This window comes from Psychrobacter pulmonis (genome assembly GCF_904846465.1).
In the GTDB taxonomy this organism is placed as follows: domain Bacteria; phylum Pseudomonadota; class Gammaproteobacteria; order Pseudomonadales; family Moraxellaceae; genus Psychrobacter; species Psychrobacter faecalis.
In genome coordinates this window covers 443,150-463,428 of sequence record NZ_CAJHAT010000001.1, presented here as the reverse complement: position 1 = coordinate 463,428, position 20,279 = coordinate 443,150, and the positions used below count along the sequence as shown (strand labels likewise).

14 protein-coding genes are annotated in these 20,279 nt (G+C 44.1%); 8 read left to right on the top strand and 6 right to left on the bottom strand.

What is annotated here, in order from left to right:
* The first annotated feature begins 11 nt into the window (after nt 1-11).
* The 4 genes from JMX70_RS01950 (at nt 12) to hutI (ending at nt 5,578) form a co-directional block, all read left to right on the top strand.
* A complete protein-coding gene (locus JMX70_RS01950) occupies nt 12-1,394 on the top strand; it encodes a YjiH family protein (RefSeq protein ID WP_201589131.1) in 1,383 nt (460 codons plus the stop codon).
* Nucleotides 1,395-1,484: 90 nt separating this feature from the next.
* Nucleotides 1,485-3,047 (top strand): histidine ammonia-lyase, encoded by a 1,563-nt coding sequence (gene hutH, locus JMX70_RS01945; RefSeq protein WP_201589128.1) that lies wholly within the window; start codon nt 1,485-1,487, stop codon nt 3,045-3,047.
* Between the two features lie 69 nt (nt 3,048-3,116).
* A complete protein-coding gene (gene hutG / locus JMX70_RS01940; RefSeq protein WP_201589126.1) occupies nt 3,117-4,205 on the top strand; it encodes a formimidoylglutamase in 1,089 nt (362 codons plus the stop codon).
* A gap of 38 nt (nt 4,206-4,243) precedes the next feature.
* Complete coding sequence (gene hutI / locus JMX70_RS01935; RefSeq protein ID WP_201589123.1) at nt 4,244-5,578, top strand: imidazolonepropionase; 1,335 nt, start codon at nt 4,244-4,246, stop codon at nt 5,576-5,578.
* Nucleotides 5,579-6,568: 990 nt separating this feature from the next.
* Here hutI and JMX70_RS01930 read toward each other — a convergent pair.
* The 6 genes from JMX70_RS01930 to JMX70_RS01905 all read right to left on the bottom strand — a co-directional run bounded on the left by JMX70_RS01930 (nt 6,569) and on the right by JMX70_RS01905 (nt 15,993).
* A complete protein-coding gene (locus JMX70_RS01930; protein ID WP_198328144.1) occupies nt 6,569-8,251 on the bottom strand; it encodes an NAD-dependent malic enzyme in 1,683 nt (560 codons plus the stop codon).
* Nucleotides 8,252-8,610: 359 nt separating this feature from the next.
* Entirely contained in the window at nt 8,611-9,669 is a 1,059-nt protein-coding gene (locus JMX70_RS01925; RefSeq protein WP_191691250.1) for a CaiB/BaiF CoA transferase family protein, read from the bottom strand.
* Nucleotides 9,670-9,673: 4 nt separating this feature from the next.
* Nucleotides 9,674-11,857, bottom strand: a complete 2,184-nt coding sequence (locus tag JMX70_RS01920) for a 3-hydroxyacyl-CoA dehydrogenase NAD-binding domain-containing protein (RefSeq protein WP_201589120.1) — start codon at nt 11,855-11,857, stop codon at nt 9,674-9,676.
* Between the two features lie 57 nt (nt 11,858-11,914).
* The gene (locus JMX70_RS01915; RefSeq protein ID WP_201589118.1) at nt 11,915-13,123 is read right to left on the bottom strand and encodes an acetyl-CoA C-acetyltransferase; all 1,209 of its coding nucleotides are present in this window, start codon (nt 13,121-13,123) and stop codon (nt 11,915-11,917) included.
* A gap of 81 nt (nt 13,124-13,204) precedes the next feature.
* A complete protein-coding gene (locus tag JMX70_RS01910) occupies nt 13,205-14,356 on the bottom strand; it encodes an acyl-CoA dehydrogenase family protein (RefSeq protein ID WP_144296321.1) in 1,152 nt (383 codons plus the stop codon).
* A gap of 719 nt (nt 14,357-15,075) precedes the next feature.
* On the bottom strand, nt 15,076-15,993 hold the full coding sequence (locus tag JMX70_RS01905; protein ID WP_201589116.1) for a LysR family transcriptional regulator: 918 nt from the start codon (nt 15,991-15,993) through the stop codon (nt 15,076-15,078).
* A gap of 187 nt (nt 15,994-16,180) precedes the next feature.
* Here JMX70_RS01905 and JMX70_RS01900 point away from each other — a divergent pair, with 187 nt between their 5' ends.
* From JMX70_RS01900 to benA, 4 genes are all read left to right on the top strand, one after another.
* Nucleotides 16,181-17,353, top strand: coding sequence for a muconate/chloromuconate family cycloisomerase (locus tag JMX70_RS01900; RefSeq protein ID WP_201589114.1), 1,173 nt, complete (start codon nt 16,181-16,183; stop codon nt 17,351-17,353).
* Between the two features lie 42 nt (nt 17,354-17,395).
* Entirely contained in the window at nt 17,396-17,686 is a 291-nt protein-coding gene (gene catC / locus JMX70_RS01895; protein WP_011513602.1) for a muconolactone Delta-isomerase, read from the top strand.
* Between the two features lie 99 nt (nt 17,687-17,785).
* On the top strand, nt 17,786-18,709 hold the full coding sequence (gene catA / locus JMX70_RS01890; RefSeq protein WP_201589112.1) for a catechol 1,2-dioxygenase: 924 nt from the start codon (nt 17,786-17,788) through the stop codon (nt 18,707-18,709).
* A gap of 128 nt (nt 18,710-18,837) precedes the next feature.
* Entirely contained in the window at nt 18,838-20,223 is a 1,386-nt protein-coding gene (benA, locus tag JMX70_RS01885) for a benzoate 1,2-dioxygenase large subunit (RefSeq protein ID WP_201589109.1), read from the top strand.
* Nucleotides 20,224-20,279 lie beyond the last annotated feature (56 nt).

Genomic DNA, 20,279 nt, shown 5'->3' with positions numbered 1-20,279 from the left:
AGGACGATAATATGACCAAGCAAGATACCATAAACCTTGGGCAAACTGAGCAAGATGCCAACATCATGCCGGATACAACCGCATCAGAGACCCTGCTATCAAAACCTATTGCCCTACTACAGCTGATTGTATTTAGTACGATAGGTTTGGTGATGTTTTTTGTCCCTTTTAGCATTGGTGACAAAAGTACGATTCTGTTCGACCATGGTGCCACTTATCTGGTCAATCAGCAGCATACGTTATCTGTGACCTTATTATTTGTGCTGATGATATTTGGGGTGAGCAAACCATTTATCGATGGCTCATGGCGCAAAAATATCACGCATAAAATTTTAACGGTCTTTAAAGTGCTCGGCTTAGTGCTAGCCGTGATGTATATCACCGGTAATGCGCCAGCCTTTATGATGGAAAAGGATATGCTGCCATTTTTGTTTGAAAAACTGGCATTACCTGTTGGTATGATTGTGCCGCTTGGGGCATTGATTCTGGCGTTCTTAGTGGGTTTTGGTTTGCTTGAGATGGTTGGTGTATTGATGCAGCCGATCATGAAACCTATCTGGAAAACGCCTGGTGCATCAGCGATTGATGCCGTTGCCTCTTTTGTGGGCAGTTATTCGATTGGGCTATTGATTACCAATCGTGTTTATCTACAAAAGCAGTATTCTGCGCGTGAAGCTATTATCATTGCCACAGGTTTTTCTACCGTGTCTGCCGCATTTATGGTCATTGTCGCCAAAACACTGGGGCTGATGGAATTTTGGAATCTGTTTTTTTGGTCAACGCTAGTGATTACCTTTATCGTCACCGCCATCACTGCCCGCATTCCCCCAATTAGCCTATTTGGTAATGAAGTAGAGCGTCCAACTTTAGACTATAAAAGAGGCACGCGCCTAAAAGCAGCTTATGAGCTGGGTTTATCTACGTCACGCCATGCATCGGATTTTAAACACATTCTATGGAGCAACTTTCGTGATGGTTTGATCATGGCGGCAGCGATTGTGCCCTCTATCATCGCCGTTGGACTCACTGGTTTATTATTGGCCAAGTATACGCCCGTATTTGACGCCCTAGGATTGCTACTTTATCCCTTTACTTGGTTGGGCGGTTTGCCAGAGCCGCTCGTCGCTGCCAAAGGCATGTCAGCAGGATTGGCTGAGATGTTCTTGCCCGCATTATTGCTCAGTGAAGCGGATATGTTGACCCGTTACGTCGCAGGTGTCATCTCTATTAGCAGTGTGCTGTTTTTTTCTGCCATGATTCCTTGTGTACTAGCAACTGAAATTCCCATCTCTGTTGGCAAAATGGTCATCGTTTGGTTCCAGCGTGTGGCACTTAGTATCTTGTTGGCAGCAGCTTTTGGACATTTGGCAATGTCGTTTGGCTGGATAAGTTAGGATAGATTGCACCTATTAATACAAGCACAACATCACTACCCCACCATATAATAAATACAGCTAATAACCTTTAACATTAGGACTACCATCATGACTGCTATCAAGAAACTAACCCTACAGCCACGTCAACTTAGCTTTGAAATACTCCGCGATATCTATGAGCAGCCCGTCATATTGACCTTGCCTGAGAGCGCCTATAAGGCGATAGATGCCTCACACGAAGATGTACAAACGATTATTCGCCGTGATAAAAGCGCTTATGGTATCAACACCGGCTTTGGTCTATTGGCAAAAACCCGTATCAGCGATGACCAGTTAGAGTTGCTACAGCGTAACCTTATCGTCTCTCACTCGGTGGGCACTGGCGAAGCGTTACCAGCCAATGTGGTTCGACTGATTATGGTGATGAAGGTGACCAGTTTGGCACAAGGCGTCTCTGGCGTACGCCGCGCCGTGGTCGATAGCTTACTGGGTTTAATTAATAATCAAATTACCCCAAATATCCCTGCCAAAGGCTCAGTAGGTGCCTCTGGTGACCTCGCACCTTTATCACATATGACACTAGCGATGATGGGCGAAGGTCATGTTTATGTTGATGGTAAAAAAGTACTGGCCGCTGATGCGTTAGCGCAGCATGGTCTTGAGCCAATCACCCTTGCGGCAAAAGAAGGCCTTGCTCTTATTAATGGTACCCAAGTATCAACGGCATTGGCACTACGTGGTTATTTCTTAGCACGTGATTTGCTTGAGACGGCAACCATCGTCGGCTCACTATCTATCGATGCAGCCAAAGGCTCGGATGCCCCATTTGACGCGCGTATCCACGAAGTACGTGGTCATCATGGTCAAATCGAAATCGCCAAAGCGCACCGTCAGCTGATCAAAGGTAGTGCTATTCGCGCCTCACATGATGGCGAGCAAGACGACAGAGTACAAGATCCTTACTGCCTACGTTGCCAGCCGCAAGTGATGGGCGCATGCCTTGATATCATCAATCAAGCAGGCAAGACGCTATTGATTGAATCAAATGCTGTCACGGACAACCCACTTATTTTTAACAATGAAGACGGTCCCGTTGCTATCTCTGGCGGTAACTTCCATGCTGAGCCAGTGGCTTTTGCTGCCGATATTTTAGCATTGGCCATTGCCGAGATTGGCTCTATGTCTGAGCGCCGTATTGCTTTGCTGATCGATGCGACTTTATCAGGTGGCTTACCGCCATTCTTAGTGGATAATGCTGGGGTCAACTCAGGCTTTATGATTGCTCATGTGACCGCAGCAGCGCTTGCCTCAGAGAACAAATCTATCGCCCATCCTGGTAGTGTCGACAGCATTCCAACTTCTGCTAACCAAGAAGACCATGTATCGATGGCAACCTATTGCGCCCGTCGCTTATATGAGATGGCACAAAACACCGCGACTATTATCGGTATTGAGCTATTGGCTGCAGGTCAAGGTATCGACTTCCATCGCGGATTAGAAACCTCAGAGCCTTTGACAGTGGCACATCAGAAACTGCGCGAGCAAGTGACCTTTTATGGTAAAGACCGCTATCTAGCCCCTGATATCGAAGCAGCAAAGCAGCTGGTATTAGACGGTACGCTTGCTGAGCATTGGCAGTCATTACGTAGTAATTGGTATGATTCTAAATAACGGCTGATTGATAAAAACTGGTTGATAACAGCCAATAGCATAAAAGCGAATAATATAAGGAAGCTGGCAATGACCTCTCTGACAAATAAAGCAGCGAGCAAGATTATCCATACGCAATCTGTGAGCCATACGGCAGCTGATATGAGTCGCTGGACAGGGCGTGCAGAGCCGTTTGAGACAGCTCGTGCCCGCTATTGGTATCAAATAGCGCAGCCTTATGCCTTTGATAATACAAGCCAGCACATTGGGCTGGTCGGTTTCGCTTGTGATCAAGGCGTCAGACGCAATCAAGGACGCGTGGGTGCAAGAGCTGCTCCGCCCTTGATTCGTCAAACATTTGCTGCGCTGCCGGTCATCTCTGAGTTACAGCAGCGCTTTGAAAATCAACTATCAACCCTACTAGGTGATGCAGGTGATATTCACTGTCATGATAATGATGATTTTTCTGCGAGTACTCTAGAACAAGCACAAGTTAATTATGCCGATAAGGTAAGCCATATTATTGAACAAGGCGGCTTACCCATCGGTCTTGGTGGTGGTCATGCTATTGCTTATGGTAGCTTTTTAGGATTATGGCAAGCGCTACAGCCGACAGATATTACCAATGCTGCTAATGCTACAGATGCGCTGCCGCGTATTGGCATTATTAACTTTGATGCGCATCTGGACATTCGTCAGTCTGATGTCGCAACGTCTGGCACGCCATTTCGACAGATTGCTGAGCATCTTGATGAACATGGTCAGCCTTTTCATTATTGCTGTATCGGCGTCAGTCGTTTTTCCAACACTGCCGCTCTCTTTGACCGTGCTGAGCAATTGGGCGTGCATATCATCAGTGATGAAGAGTGCACCAATAAGAAGTGGGAAAAAATTGCTACTCAAATAACCAGTTTCATCGATAACGTTGATATTATTTATTTATCCATTGATATGGACTGCTTACCATCTAGCGTTGTACCTGGTGTTAGTGCACCAGCTGCGTACGGTATTGAGCTCAGTTTCGTTGAGCGCGCGGTCAAACTTATTTTGTCCTCAGGAAAAGTAAAAGTAGCGGATATTGCTGAGATTAATCCAACCTTTGATATTGATTCGCGTAGCTGCAAAGTTGCAGCAAGACTACTGGCGACGATTATAGAGCAGCATTTACTGATCTTATAAATAAAGAAAGGCTTTTAAATATTAAGCAGGAGCTTATTATGAACCACTCTAATGCACAAATACTCGAAGAATCTATCAATACCAAAGATTCTATGAATAGCTTGGCTGACTTCGATCACATCATTATTAATGCCAATCTAGCAACCTTTTCAACACACTACGGATTTGATATTTATAGCCACAATCAAAACAATGGTCAAAATGAAGCCACACCTTATGGTCAGCTAGAAAATGCTGCTATTGGTATTAAAGATGGTAGAATTTCATGGATCGGAGCACATACGCAAGTAACGCCCTACCTAACGCACTATCAAAATCAACAAATCACAGACGCTAATGGTCATTGGATAACGCCGGGATTGATTGATTGTCATACTCATATTGTCTATGGCGGCAATCGCAGTAATGAGTTTGAAGCACGATTACATGGGGCTAGCTACCAAGATATCGCTGCTCAAGGCGGCGGTATTGTATCAACGGTTCGTTCTACTCGCGAAGCCAGTAGCGATGAATTATTTGCACAAAGTGAAAAGCGCCTGCTTGCTTTGATAAAAGAAGGTGTAACCAGCATCGAGATTAAGTCGGGCTATGGCTTAGATTTAGACACTGAACGTAAAATGCTGATAGTGGCGCGCAAACTTGGTGACAAGCACAACATTCATGTTAGCAGCACTTATTTAGCTGCTCATGCCCTACCGCTTGAATATAAAGACCGTGCGGATGATTATATTGAACAAGTTTGCCAGTGGTTGCCAATCTTACATGCTGAAGGTCTGATAGATGCGGTTGATGGTTTTTGTGAAAATATCGCTTTTACTGCTGAGCAAATTAAACGCGTCTTTGATACTGCTCATTCGTTAGACTTGCCAGTGAAACTACATTCTGAACAGCTATCAAATATAGGCGCTAGTGCTTTGGTGGCAGAATACCAAGGTCTATCAAGCGATCATCTTGAACACTTAGCAGAGGAAGATATTAAAAAGATGGCCGTAAGCAACACAGTGGCCGTGTTATTACCAGGCGCTTTTTATACATTACGTGATACTAAGTTACCACCGATTGAAGAGTTACGTAAACATCAAGTACCGATTGCCGTTTCGACAGATTGCAACCCTGGCACTTCCCCATTAACGTCGTTGTTATTAGCAATGAATATGGGCTGTACACTATTTTATTTAACACCTGAAGAAGTATTGGCAGGGGCAACTGTTCACGCGGCACAAGCATTAGGCCTAGCCAAAAAAGGCAGAATAGAAGTTGGTTACGATGCTGATTTAGCATTATGGGATATCACTCGCCTTGCTGATCTTGCCTATCAAATGGGTTTAAATCCTATTGAAGGTATTATGATTCAAGGTCAATGGTGTAAGTAAGCAGGGTAAAAATACTGTCTAATAGCTTTAATCTAAGATCATAGCATTGCCGGCTCTATATTTGTCATATTTTCTAATAGGTGTTAAATGTATTATTTATTGTAAAATACTCTGCTAATTTTGTAAGAGGCCTACTAAAATAACTTTATTTCAACCACATATAAATAAAGCCAGCTAGCTGCTAGCTTTTTTGATACCTTGAACTGAATACTTGTCCCTTACTGTTAAGTATCAGTAGATAGCAGCCATAACTATTTAGACTTTTAGAGAGTATCAATACTATTAATTTGATACTATTTTGATACTCTAAATTTATTGATAGGCATATCTACTTGTTGACAGGTATATTTACCTTTTAACCTGATCCTTTAATACAATAGGCTTTCAGCCAATAATTGCAGCTACTTATCGCCATCTATTGTGTATTGTTGTTGTAAAAACAAGGACTCATAATCCTTTGGTCGTAGGTTCAAGTCCCACTGGGCCCACCACATATTGAATCAGGCTTGTTCGCAGCGATGCGGCAGACCTTTTTTTATAGAGTTTTTTAGGACTTTCAGAAGATATAGAAATAGGGCGGACTATATAGAAATGGTTGATTTTGCTAATATTGCCGATATCATCTCTAAATACATTACCGAAGAGGCTTAATGCTCCTACGTCTGAACAGTACCCCATACTGATGAACATATGAGGCTTATTATGGGTTTGAACCATAAGCTTAAGCTACCTAGGAAATCAAAAAGCCCTCTACGCTATTTTATATAGCGTAGAGGGCTTTAACGGTTTTAATGAATGAATAATTGATAACTATAAAAAGACGCCGATGTACCTGCTGAACTAATTGCTTTTTTATGCTAAATCAAATCAGCCGCAACCGACCAACTGTATTTAGCAAATTTCAGTTAGCGTTCAAGCAAGGACATGCCCTAGCCTAGAAACAGCTATCTACTATTTATTTATCATTTACCTATAAACACCTTCTAAAAACTAGAAAGAAGTACGACGATAATTGCGATATTCAGGTAACCAAAAATTCGCTTCCAATCGGCGCTGTAGGTTCTCCGCTGTGATAGGTAGTGCCAGCTTATCTTGAACCGCTTGCAGTGCCACTTCATAGGCTATTTTTTTACTGATCTCTTTAATAACTTTAATTGGCGGTAGTATGGCACCGGGCGCTTTTTCGTACTCCATTGATATATCTGCAAGCGCTTGGCTTGCCGCCATTAACATATTGTCGCTGATACCTCTCGCCCGTGCTGCGAGAACACCAAGACCAATACCAGGAAATATATAGCTGTTATTACATTGAGAAACCTCAAAAGACTGACCGTTAAAAGTGGTATGAGCAAAAGGACTACCCGTTGCGATAATGGCGCGACCACGGCTCCAGTTCATCACTTCTTGCGGTGTGGCTTCCACACGAGAGGTCGGGTTTGAAAGTGGTAGTACAATTGGGTGTTCAGTATTAGCACATAAGGACTCGATCACCTCTTGAGTAAACAAACCTTTTTGTCCACTCACGCCGAACAATACCGTTATTTTTGCTTGTTTCACCACTTGCGCTAAACCGAGTTTTTGACTCTTATCCCAATGTTCAATTGCTGATTGTTTTTGCACCAGTGGCTCTTGGAATTTTTGTAATTCTGTCATGCTATCGATGAGCAAACCGTAACGGTCAACCATAAATACTTGGCTGCGCGCTTGCTCTTCGGTTAAGCCTTCGCGCTGCATTTGGCGAATGATATGCTCAGCAATACCGCAGCCCGCAGAACCTGCCCCTAAGAAAGCTATTTTTTGCTGACTGAGTTTTTGGCCTTTATTGAGGCACGCGGCAATCAAAGCGCCGACCGAAACCGCAGCAGTCCCTTGAATATCATCATTGAAACAGCATAACTGGTCACGATAACGATTTAATAACGGCGTGGCGTTTCCTTGAGCAAAATCTTCAAATTGCAATAACACCTCTGGCCAACGACGCTTAACCGCTTGAATAAATAAATCGACAAATTCACTGTATTCATCGCCAGAGATGCGTGGATTTCTCCAACCCATGTACATAGGATCGTCAAGTAGCTGTTGGTTATTGGTACCGACATCTAACAAAATAGGCAGACAGTAAGCGGGACTAATGCCACCGCAAGCTGTGTACAACGCCAATTTGCCAATAGGAATGCCCATACCACCAATACCTTGGTCGCCAAGGCCCAATATACGTTCACCGTCAGTGACAACGATCACTTTGACATTTTGTTTGGTGGCGTTTTGCAGCATATCGTCGATTTTATGACGCTCAGGGTAGGAGATAAATAAGCCCCGTTTCCGGCGATAAATTTGCGAGAACTTTTCACAAGCTTGACCAACCGTTGGCGTGTAGATGAGCGGCATGACTTCCTCAATATGCTGCTCAACCAGATGATGAAACAAGGTCTCATTGGTATCTTGTATATTACGCAAATAAATGTGCTTATCCATCGTATTGGTAAATGAACGCAGTTGGTGATAAGCCCGCAGAGACTGCTCTTCAATCGTCTCAATATTGTGTGGTAATAGCCCTGTTAAATTAAAGCTATCACGTTCTTCTGATGAAAAAGCACTACCTTTATTCAATAAAGAGGTTTCTAATAGCGCGGGGCCAGCAATAGGAATATATAAGGGACGCTTGTTTGACATAATAAAATCTTCTTATTAAGGACGTATGAGTGAAAACGATGCTAGGGCTGCATTATACATAGCATCCGCTCATGTTTAACAATAGATAACAAATCATTTTGAGTCAGTACGGCTTTAAACTTGATTGCTTATACATTTGCCTAGAAATACTGCCGTTTTCTCTAAAATTGCATGCAATAAGTCGATTACCGCGCCAATAGTGATAAGTTCATAAAGGGGTTAACGCAAAAGAGGAATGTTTTTTCAGTCGCTTAAGAATGCCGTAGATGCTAAAAATATAATGGCTAAGAGATTAAGTGGCTAAATGATTAAGCTATTAACTGATTCACTAACAATGCTGTTACTTCAGCTTCATTACCTTACTGCCAACCCAGTGTCGCCCCATACTCATCTTGATGGGCAAATAAAGGATGTGCTCTTGCCTCTTCTAAACTCAATACTGGCGTGACGCACACATCGGTAGATGCAAAAACCTGCTGCCAATGGCTTAAAGGCTGATTGGCAAAGGTATCAGCAACCATTTGTGCTGCCTCTTGGCTGCTCTTGGTATTGGGCATAATCCCACGCTGCCAATGCACATCTTTAATTTCAGCCAATTTTAATATTTCACACAGCCCTTGCCAGAATTTTAGCTCTAGTGAACCCACCGCCATATGGCGATCATCGGAAGTTCTATACAACCGATAACAAGGTAATAAACCGCCTAAGAAATCCTGTTGCGGCTCTGGGTTTTTGCCAGAAAAGCTGGCAACCAGTTTTCCAGTCGCTTTTGGCATGACCAGATGCTGATACAAGCTGTGCGTCATACTGACCGCAACGTGGCGACCTTTCCCCGTACGCTGGGCTGCAAATACAGCCGCTAATAGAGCAATCACCGCCGTGTCACTGCCGCCTGCTAAGTCTGCAAACTGAACATTGGGCATTGCCTGCTCGCCATCTGCCGTCTTGAGCTGGTCAAGCACCCCGCTCATCGCCATAAAATTGATATCATGACCGGCTTTATGCGCCCAATCATGAGTGATGCCATCGCTATTAGCCATGCCATAGCCCGTAATCGATACCATGACCAGCTTTGGATTAATGGCATGCAAGGTTTTGGCATCAAGCCCCATGCCTTCTAATACCTCAGGGCGAAAGCTATCGAGCATCACGTCGCTATCCTTGATTTGCGCTTTGATAGTCTCAATACCTTGCGAGTCACGAAAGTCAACTTTTAAAGTGGTTTTGCCATGATTAAGGGCGGTAAACAAATCCCCAAAAGCGCGAGCCGGATCGCCATTGAGTGGTTCAATCTTAATAATGTCCGCGCCTAAGTCCGCAAGCAATCTGGTCGCAAATGGCCCAGGCAGGTTGCGCGTTAAATCAATGACGCGCAGCCCTTGTAAGCAGTCTTTCATAGCATCCGCTTGATTAACCATCGATTCAGTCATCTGAGAAAACCTCGCCTTTTGCCGCCATTGCCACTAATATCTGCGCAGGCTCAAAACGTGCGCCATATTTCTGTGCCAGCTCACGACTACGCGCGACAAATTTATCGACGCCTACTGAGTTGATAAACTGTAGCGTCCCCCCTTGGTTTGGCGCAAAACCCCAACCAAAGATAGAGCCGATGTTGGCATCGGCCACCGTACGCACGACGTTTTCTTCATAGCATTTGGCAGTCTCATTGGCTTGCACGTAAAGTAGACGGTCTACCAAGTCTTGCTGCGAGGGCTGCTCATCTGTCGTTTGATATAATTCAGTGAGATCAGACCATAGATGTTTTTCACCATTCTCTGGATAATCATAAAAACCTTTAGACACCTTTTTACCTTCGCGGCCAAATTCTTTGACCATTTTTTCTACTACTGACATCGCAGGATGCGGCGTAAAAGTCTTGCCTTCTGCCTCCATTGCCTTTTTAGTCTGCTCCATCACGTGTAGTGACAGGCTGAGTGACACCTCATCTTGCAGTGCCAGCGGCGGCATCGGCATACCAGACTTCATACCAGCCACTTCTATACTACGTGGGTGAACACCTTCAGCTAACATGGCAATGCCTTCTGACACATAAGTGCCAAAAACACGTGATGTATAAAATCCGCGGCTGTCATTGACAACGATGGGCGTCTTGCCAATTTGGCCAACATAATCAAAACCTGTTGCTAGCGTGGCATCGTCGGTTTTTTCACCAACGATAATCTCAACGAGTGGCATCTTATCAACCGGTGAGAAGAAATGCAGACCGATAAACTGGTTCGGGCGTTTGCTGGCTTTAGCAAGCTCAGTGATTGGCAAGGTTGAGGTGTTAGAAGCATAAACGGCAGTCTCTGGAATAACGGCTTCAGATTGTCGCGTACATTCTGCTTTAATATCTACATCTTCAAAAACAGCTTCGATGATTAAATCACAGCCTTCTAAATCATCATAAGACGTGGTGGTCTTGATAAGGTCTAATAATGCTTGTTTTTTGGCCTCTGTTGAACGCCCTCGGCTGATGGCTTTGTCTAGCAGCTTAGTAGAGTAGCTTTTGCCTTTTTCAGCGCCTTCAATCGCCGTATCGAGTAATACCACTTCCATACCTGCCTTAGCTGAAACGTAAGCGATACCAGCGCCCATCATGCCAGCGCCTAAAATACCGACTTTGCTGACTTTAGATCGCTCAAACCCTTGCGGGCGTGATTGTCCTTTTTTAATGCTATTGAGCTGCGTCCAAAGGCTATTAATCATGTTTTTGGATACGTCTGATAACACGCAGGCGACAAAAAAGCGCGACTCGATTTTAAGGCCGTTGTCGATATCGGTTAAGCAGCCTTCAAACACGCTAGATAAAATATGGGTAATCGCAGGATAGTTGCCGTGGGATTTTTGATTGGCCATCGCTGGGGCCATAGAAAATACTTGCACCATTTTTGGATGATTGCTATCACCGCCTGGGATTTTAAAGCCTTTTTTGTCCCATGGTTGCTGCGCTTTTGGATTGTCATTAATCCATGCTTTCGCCTTACTGATAAGCTCGTCATTGTCATGAGCCACGTCATCGATAAAGCCAATTTCTAGCGCTTGCCGTGGACGCAGCTCTTTACCTTGGGTCATCAACTCAAGGGCTTTTTGAATACCAATCAGACGTGGCAAACGCTGCGTCCCACCGCCGCCGGGTAGCAATCCAAGCTTAACTTCAGGCAAACCCAGCTTGGTTGTAGACGAGGTTTTTGGTGAGTCGATAGCAATACGATAATGACAGGCTAAAGCAAGCTCAAGACCGCCGCCAAGCGCCGTACCCGTAATGGCAGCAACGACTGGCTTACCAGAAGTTTCAAGCCTGCGAAGGCTAGTTTTTAAGTCTTCAACCAGATCAAAGGCTTGCTCGGCCGTTTCAATAGTAGCCAATTGGTCAATATCTGCGCCAACCACAAAGGTTGATTTACCAGACGTTAGAATTAGGCCTTTTGCGTCCTGGTCATTGATAAAAGCATCCGTTATTGTAGCAAAGGCTTCATTAAAGCCCTCTCCAATGACATTCATCTTACGCTCGGTTTGGTCGATAGTGACGGTGATAATTCCATTATCAGATTGGGCAGAAAAATTCTTTAATGCATTGATGGCATCTACGCTATTGGTGCTCATTTTAAATCCTTGTTAATCATCCATAATCATTTTTATAATCGTTTTTGCTAAATGTTTTTATACACGCTCAATGATAGTTGCAATCCCCATACCGCCGCCGACGCATAGCGTAACCATGGCCGTTTTTAAATCGCAGCGCTCAAGCTCATCAAGCACCGTCGTCATTAGCATCGCACCTGTTGCGCCGAGTGGGTGACCCATCGCAATCGCGCCGCCATTAACATTGACTTTATCTAATGAAATACCAAAGTCGCTAGCGGTATTCATCGGAACAGCAGCAAAGGCTTCGTTTATCTCCCATAGGTCGATATCAGACGCTTGCATACCTGCTTTATCTAGCGCTTTTTTACAAGCTGGTGTCGGACCTGTCAGCATAATAGAAGGCTCTGAGCCAATGACTGCTGCCATAGTAATCTTCGCTCGCGGCTTAAGTCCAGCTTTGTCCCCAGCGGCCGCACTACCGATAAGACATATCGCAGCACCATCGACGATACCTGATGAGTTGCCAGCATGATGCACATGGTTTACTTTTTCAATCGTGGTGTATTTATCCAAAATAACGCTATCAAAACCCATCTGACCGGGCATAGCAAAAGACGGATTGAGCTTTGCTAAAGTGGTAACATCAGTATTTGGACGAATGGTTTCGTCTTTGTCTAATAGTAATAAACCATTAATATCCTTAACAGGCACCACTGATTTATCAAAATAGCCTTTTTCCCAAGCGGCGGCGGCTCTTCTATGTGACTCAGTGGCAAACTCATCAACATCGCTGCGACTAAAGCCCTTTAGGGTCGCGATAGTATCAGCGCCAACCCCTTGTGGGACAAAACCAGTAGCATCATTAACGCGTGGATCCATATACCAAGCACCGCCATCTGAGCCCATCGGTACGCGGCTCATAGACTCAACGCCGCCCGCTACAACCATGTCCTCCATACCGGACATGACTTTGGCAGCAGCAAGGTTGATAGATTCAAGGCCTGAGGCGCAGTAGCGTGACAATGTCACCCCTGCTACACGTTGATCCCAGCCTGCATCGAGAGCAGCAATACGAGCGATATCTGAGCCTTGCTCACCGACTGGCGTCACACAACCAAGCACGATATCGTCGACGAGGCTGGTATCTAAGTGATGACGCTGCTGCATCTCTTTAAGTAGCGTACGTGTCAACCAAATTGGCGATGCTTGATGCAAAGCGCCATCCTTTTTTCCTTTACCACGTGGAGTGCGGATCGCATCATAGATATAAGCGGTCTGGGTCATAATAAATCCCTTTAATTTTTAAGTAGCTAGTTTTAAATAATGAAGTGTTGAGAAGCGCGCACTCTGCTCACTCATAAGCGACTACATAAAGCGCGAGGCCAGCTCTTTCATGATTTCATTGGTGCCGCCGTAGATTTTTTGTACGCGAGCATCGGCATACATACGAGCAATTGGGTACTCTGACATATAACCGTAACCACCAAATAACTGTAAGCATTCATCCATCGTTTTACATTGTTTTTCTGTCACCCAGTACTTGATTAAGGATGCTTGCGCGGCGTCAAGCTTACCCTGTATTTGCGCCTCAACTGCTGAATCACATAAGGCTTTTACCGCTAAATAATCCGCTTGTACCTCAGCGAGCTTAAAGCGCGTGTTTTGGAATTGCCAAATTGGCTTGCCAAAGGCTTCACGCTCTTTGACATATTCAAGCGTCAGCTCTAATGCCAGTTTCATCGCGCCGCAGCCACTTAAAGCAATAATCAGGCGCTCTTGCGGCAGCTCTTGCATCATGTGTATAAAGCCGAGCCCCTCGACACCGCCTAGTACATTTTTTTGTGGCACACGCACATTACTAAAGAAAAGCTCTGAAGTATCTTGTCCAGCAAGACCCGTCTTTTTTAGGTTACGGCCACGTGTAAAGCCTTCTAAATCGTCGGTCTCAACAAGAATAAGCGAGACGCCTTGTGCGCCCTTATCGCGGTCTGTCTTACAAGCCAATAGCACGATATTGGCATGCTGACCATTGGTAATAAAGGTTTTTGAACCATTAATGATATAGTCATCACCCTCTTTTATCGCATAAGTTTTGATGGCCTGCAGATCAGAGCCCGTCGTCGGCTCAGTCATCGCAATAGCGCCAATATATTCGCCCGTCGCCATCTTAGGCAACAATGATTTTTTTTGCTCTTCAGTTCCAAGCTTATAGATATATGGAGCCACGATACCTGAGTGCACCATACCGCCATAACTGGCTCGGTTCGCCTGCGCCTGCGCCAAAAGAATCGCGGCTTCATGACCAAAATCACCGCCGCCGCCGCCGTACGCTTCTGGTATTGACGCACATAAAAAGCCCATCTCGCCGGCCTCTTCCCAAGCCGCGCGGTCAATCATACCGTTTTCTCGCCACTGCTCGTCTTTGTCCTCCCAGCTTTGAAACATTTTTAGCGCACTGTCATATACCATTTCGTGCTCTTCAGTCATCCATTTTGCTGGAAATGCTTTGATACTCATACGGGTCATCCTTGACGTAAATTAACAGACATAAATTAAAAAATAATGAAATTGATACGATTAAAACTAACGTTTATTAGAATAATAGCCAATATACGGTAATCATAATTACCATATATGTTAACTCTCTAAAGCCATATATTTAACAACTCGCAAAAACATACTAAATTAACCAAAAGCTTTGTTCAATAAACTTGTATAAAATCGTGCTGGGTAGATTTGACCACATACCCTAAGACTGTTCCTTATATTTCATAAAAAAAGGCTTGTTCGCAGCGATACGACAAGTCTCTTTTTATGGTATTTTCAAGGTTTTCAGAATGTATAAGACTGTGGCGGACCTTTACTTAGATATCGCTGAGATATGCTGCATCAAGCGCATAACGGAATCTGGTAAACGAATAATCATATTAGGGTAAGTTAGCAAACCCAAGCTTAGCACACTCTTTCAAAGCACTTACTCTTTGATAATTTAAAAATAGTTCAACTTTAGAAGTTGCAGATTTATAATGCTACTTAAGCATGCGTTAAACCTTTATCAGCTCTTTATAGTCAGTCTTCTAGTTCAGAAAAATCGTATTCACGACGATTATAATAAGGGCTACCACAAACGAGCCGTGCTACTTCCGCCGGGCCTGCTTCGGGTTTGTAATGGAATTCTTGCATAAAATTATCCTTTTATGAGTTCATATTAGGATTCTTAATGAGTGCAGAATCTCTCAAATTTGCTCAGGCTTATAATCAAACCCTTCTTCATCGTAAATCTGATAAGTCACGTCCAACAATATTTTTAATAGCTCTGATTTGTCAAAGTGTCTCACACTCATGACGATAGGCGAGGTTAAAAGCCCGTCCTCGAAAGGAATATAAGTCACTTCCTGACTCCGCAGATGCTCAAGCGTTTTTGGCACGATAGTCAAGCCCTCACCTGCTGCTACCAACCCTAACGCAACATGCAGCTCACGTACCTCAGTAAAATAGTTTGCTTTTAGATTGCGTGACTCAAAGAGCTCTAAGACAAAATCGATAAAGCTAGGACGAGGTGCCATTGGATATAACAATAAGTTTTCATTGGTTAAATCCATTAAACGAATACTCTTTTGTTGCTCTTTTGCCAATCGATGCTTGTTAGGAACCGCAACCACTAAACGCTCCTGTCTCAGTAATAATCGCCTAATAGAAGCGTCTTCAAATATAAGCCTTCCAAAACCGACATCTATTTTGCCTTCTACTAAGCTTTGCGTTTGCTGCCAAGAGTTCAATTCATATAATTTAATCTCTATATTTGGATAGACCTCTCTGAAGCGCGCAATCACTTTCGGCAATATGCCATACAGTATCGATGACACAAAACCTATCGATAATGTGTTGTCAAAGCTGCCTTTACGAAAGGTCATCGCCCGCAGATCATCTGATTTTTTTATTATCTCAAGCGCATGATCATAAAAAAAGTCGCCAGCTTCAGTAAGCTTTAAAGGGCGATTGTCCCTATCAATGAGCGTGACGCCGATCTCTTCTTCCAACTGTTTTATCTGACGGCTCAGTGGGGGCTGTGAAATAAACAAACGCTCTGCTGCCTTATTAAAACTTTTTTCCTCTGCTACCGCTACAAAATAGCGTAAATGTCTCAATTCCATTGAACATTATTCCTTGAGTGACCTATAAGCCTATCGATACCTAAAGAACATAACACGGTGAAGGTTGATTATCAAAATACCCAAAAGGTATCAATATCAGACCAAATAGGTCTTAGACATGTCGTTATCTAATAACTATAGTTCTTATTAAGCATAAGGAAGCATCATCTATTCAATAGGGACTGTCATGATTCGTTCAATTAATACTTTATTGGTACCAATACCTACTATAAGGGCTCATAAGCTCGCTTGTACCGTTATGAACGAACAAGTCTTGGTCTTGGTACACATTCAAACAGAAGATGGCTACGAAGGTTGGGGCGAAGCGACCACCATTGGCGGCCTAAGCTACGCAGAAGAAAGCCCTCATAGCATCAAAACTAATATCGATACCTACTTTACCCCTCTTTTATTAAAAGAGCAGCCGACTAGTCCAGCAAAAGCTATGCAGCTGCTAAGTCTTCATATCAATGGCAACCGCTTTGCAAAGTGTGCCATCGAAACTGCCCTACTCGACATTGAAGGTAAACGCCTAAACCTACCAGTAAGTGAGCTGATTGGTGGTCGTGTTCGTGACCGTATCGAAGTGGCTTGGACGCTTGCCAGCGGCAATACAGCGACCGATATCGCCGAAGCTAAGCGCATGATTGAGCAAAAGCGCCATCGCATTTTTAAATTAAAAATCGGTAGCAATCCGATTACTGATGATGTGGCCCACGTATTAGCCATAAAAGCAGCCTTGCCTAATTGCCGCATTACCGTTGATGTCAATCAGGCTTGGACAGAACTTGAGGCAATGCAAGGTATTAGCCTATTACAAGCTGGAGGCATTGATTTAATAGAACAACCTATATCAATGCGTAATAAAGCCGCTCTAAAACGTTTAACTGATCGCTTTGATGTGGCGATTATGGCGGATGAAATTGTCCAAGATCCTCAGAATGCCTTTCATTTAGCAGCAGATCATTATGCTGATGTCTTTGCGGTAAAAATTAATCAAGCAGGCGGATTGAGAGCAGCTTGTCTTATTGGACAAATGGCACATCTAGCAGGTATCGAGCTGTATGGCGGCACTATGCTTGAAGGGCCTATCGGTACGGTGGCCTCAGCTCATGTATTCTCAACCTATCCCAGTCTAAATTTTGACACCGAACTGTTTGGTCCGTTGTTATTAACCGAAGACGTTTTAGTACAGCCTCTTGATTATCAAAATTTTGGGTTAAATGTACCTACGGGCGCAGGTCTTGGTATCGAAGTAGATAGCGATAAAGTCTATCACTACGCCAAACAAGCAATCAATAATTCACTTAAATCATCGAAGCCGCAATTTGCCACTAATGCTCAAACTGAAATGCTGTAACAGCTAAAAAAATTACCCGTCATCAAATATAAGGAAATAATTATGTTATACCACGTCAGAATGGATGTCTTAATCCCAACAGATATGGACGCCGACAAGGTCAACGAGCTTAAAGCCACCGAAAAAGCGCTGTCACAAAAGCTCCAAGAGCAAGGTAAATGGCGTCATATTTGGCGCATAGCCGGTCAGTACTCTAACTTCAGTATCTTTGATGTTGAGAGTAATGAAGAGCTACATGACATTATGATGTCATTACCGCTCTATCCGTATATGAAGGTTGAAGTGACACCATTGTTACGTCATCCATCATCTGTTCGTAGTGATGACAGCTAAAGCAAGCCAGTACAGCTGATATCAGAATCTATAAAAACTGAGTAAGAATACTCACTGTAATTACCCCTTAATAAAACAGTCCTCAACAAGGAGAGAGACATGGAACGCAGCCAAATTGAAGCATTAGCCACTCAGTTCATCAAAGGCAAAATCGACTTCCCTGAGCAAGTCAATCCACGCGTACAAGAGATTGTCTTGCGTATCGTGACCGACCTTATGCAAACCATTAACGACTTAAAAATCACTGCCGATGAATATTGGTCTGGCGTTGAGTTTATCGGTGATTTGGGCAAAGAAGCTGGTTTATTATCACCAGGCTTGGGTTTCGATCACTTCATGGATTTAATGATTGAAGAGGATTTAAAAGCAGCCGGTCTTGACGGTGGTACTGTACGTACTATTGAAGGTCCACTCTATGTCGCTGGTGCGCCAGAAGAAAAGGGCTTTGCGCGTCTAGATGATGGCACTGACCTTGATAATGGTACCGTGCTATTTATGCAAGGCACTGTTTATGGTGAAGATGGACAGCCTCTTCCAAACGCAAAAGTTGAAGTGTGGCATGCCAACAGCTTAGGTAACTACTCTTTCTTTGATGAATCACAGTCTCATTTCAACTTACGTCGTAGCATCATCACTGATGAGAACGGAAATTATGCATTCCGCAGCATCGTGCCGCTAGGTTACTCGGTACCACCAGAAGGAATGACGCAAAAAGTATTGGGCGCGCTAGGACGTCACGGTCATCGCCCAGCTCACATTCATTTCTTTGCCAGTGCTGATGGTCATCGCAAACTGACCACGCAGATTAACATCGATGGCGATGAGTACCTATGGGATGACTTTGCTTTTGCAAGCCGCGAAGGTTTGGTACCAGAGGTAACGATGGTCGAAGACGCGGACAAGCTAAAAGAAAAAGCGCTTGATAAGCCTTACGCAAGTATCGATTTCGACTTTCATTTAGTAAAAGACATCGATAAACCGGTACAAGGCAGCGAAGTAGAACGCCGCCGTGCTCAAGGTTAATCTGTGCTTGTTATTGGATATTAGTAGTTCATAAATATTAAATCTCTACGTTTGGTACGTCCCAAGCTGCCGTATCAAGCGTAACACCGAATCTCATTTAACACCGTTATTATACAAGGAAGGCAGCCATGAGCCAGCGTATCAATCTAGTACCTGAAGGATCAGACATCAGTATTGATGATTTTTTAGAAGAAAACAGCGAAAAAGGGATTTATCGTCTGCATCGTAGCGCCTTCACCAACGAAGAGCTGTTTGAGCTTGAGATGAAGTACATCTTCGAAAACAATTGGGTGTATTTGGCTCATGAGTCTCAAGTTCCTGATAACAACGACTACTACACCTCATACATTGGCCGTCAGCCCGTCATTCTTGCCCGCAATAAAGAAGGCGATTTGCACTGCATGATTAATTCATGCTCACACCGCGGCGCACAGCTCTGCCGTCATAAGAAAGGCAATAAAGCCACTTACACCTGCCCATTCCACGGTTGGACCTTTAACAACTCAGGCAAGCTGCTTAAAGTTAAAGACCCAAGACATGCAGGCTATCCAGAATGCTTCAATAAAGAAGGCTCACACGACTTAAAACAAGTGAAGATGGCTAATTATAAAGGCTTTATCTTTGCCAGCTTAAATGATGATGTTCAGCCAATCGGAGACTGGCTTGGTGGCTCTACCAAAATTCTTGACATGATTGTCAATCAATCGCCAGAAGGTCTAGAAGTGTTACGCGGCACCTCAACCTATACCTTTGATGGTAACTGGAAGCTGCAAGCTGAAAACGGTGCCGACGGCTATCACGTATCAGCCGTCCATTGGAACTACGCTGCGACAACTGCGCGCCGTAAAGAAGCTGAAGCTGTCAAAGAAGACAATATCAAAGCCATGAACGCTGGCAAATGGGGTCGACAAGGCGGTGGGTTTTATTCTTTTGAAAACGGTCACATGCTGTTATGGACACAGTGGGAAAACCCACAAGACCGTCCAAACTACGCTTATCGCGATGAGTATGTCGCCAGCTACGGTGAAGCCATGGCGGACTGGATGATTGAACGCTCACGTAACTTATGCCTATATCCAAACGTCTACATCATGGATCAGTTCGGCTCACAAATTCGTATGCTCCGCCCTATCGCGGTTGACAAAACTGAAGTTAGCATCTGGTGTATCGCACCAAAAGGCGAAAGCGATGAGTCACGTGCACGCCGTATCCGTCAGTATGAAGATTTCTTTAACGTTACTGGTATGGCAACCCCTGATGACTTAGAAGAGTTCCGCTCATGCCAAGAAGGTTATAACGGTATCAAGCTTGAATGGAATGATATGTGCCGAGGCTCCGAGCACTGGATTCAAGGTGCAGATGAAGGCGCGGCCGCTATTGACCTTAAACCTTTGATGAGTGGTGTTAAGACTGAAGATGAAGGGCTATATACCGTCCAACATCGTTACTGGCATGAAGAGATGAAAAAAGCTCTAGAGCAAGAGCAGCAGCTACACGGTGCTAATAGCGACTAATACATTTTTTATTATTACTCTGCTATTTATTGTAGAACTGACAAAAAATAAGGATA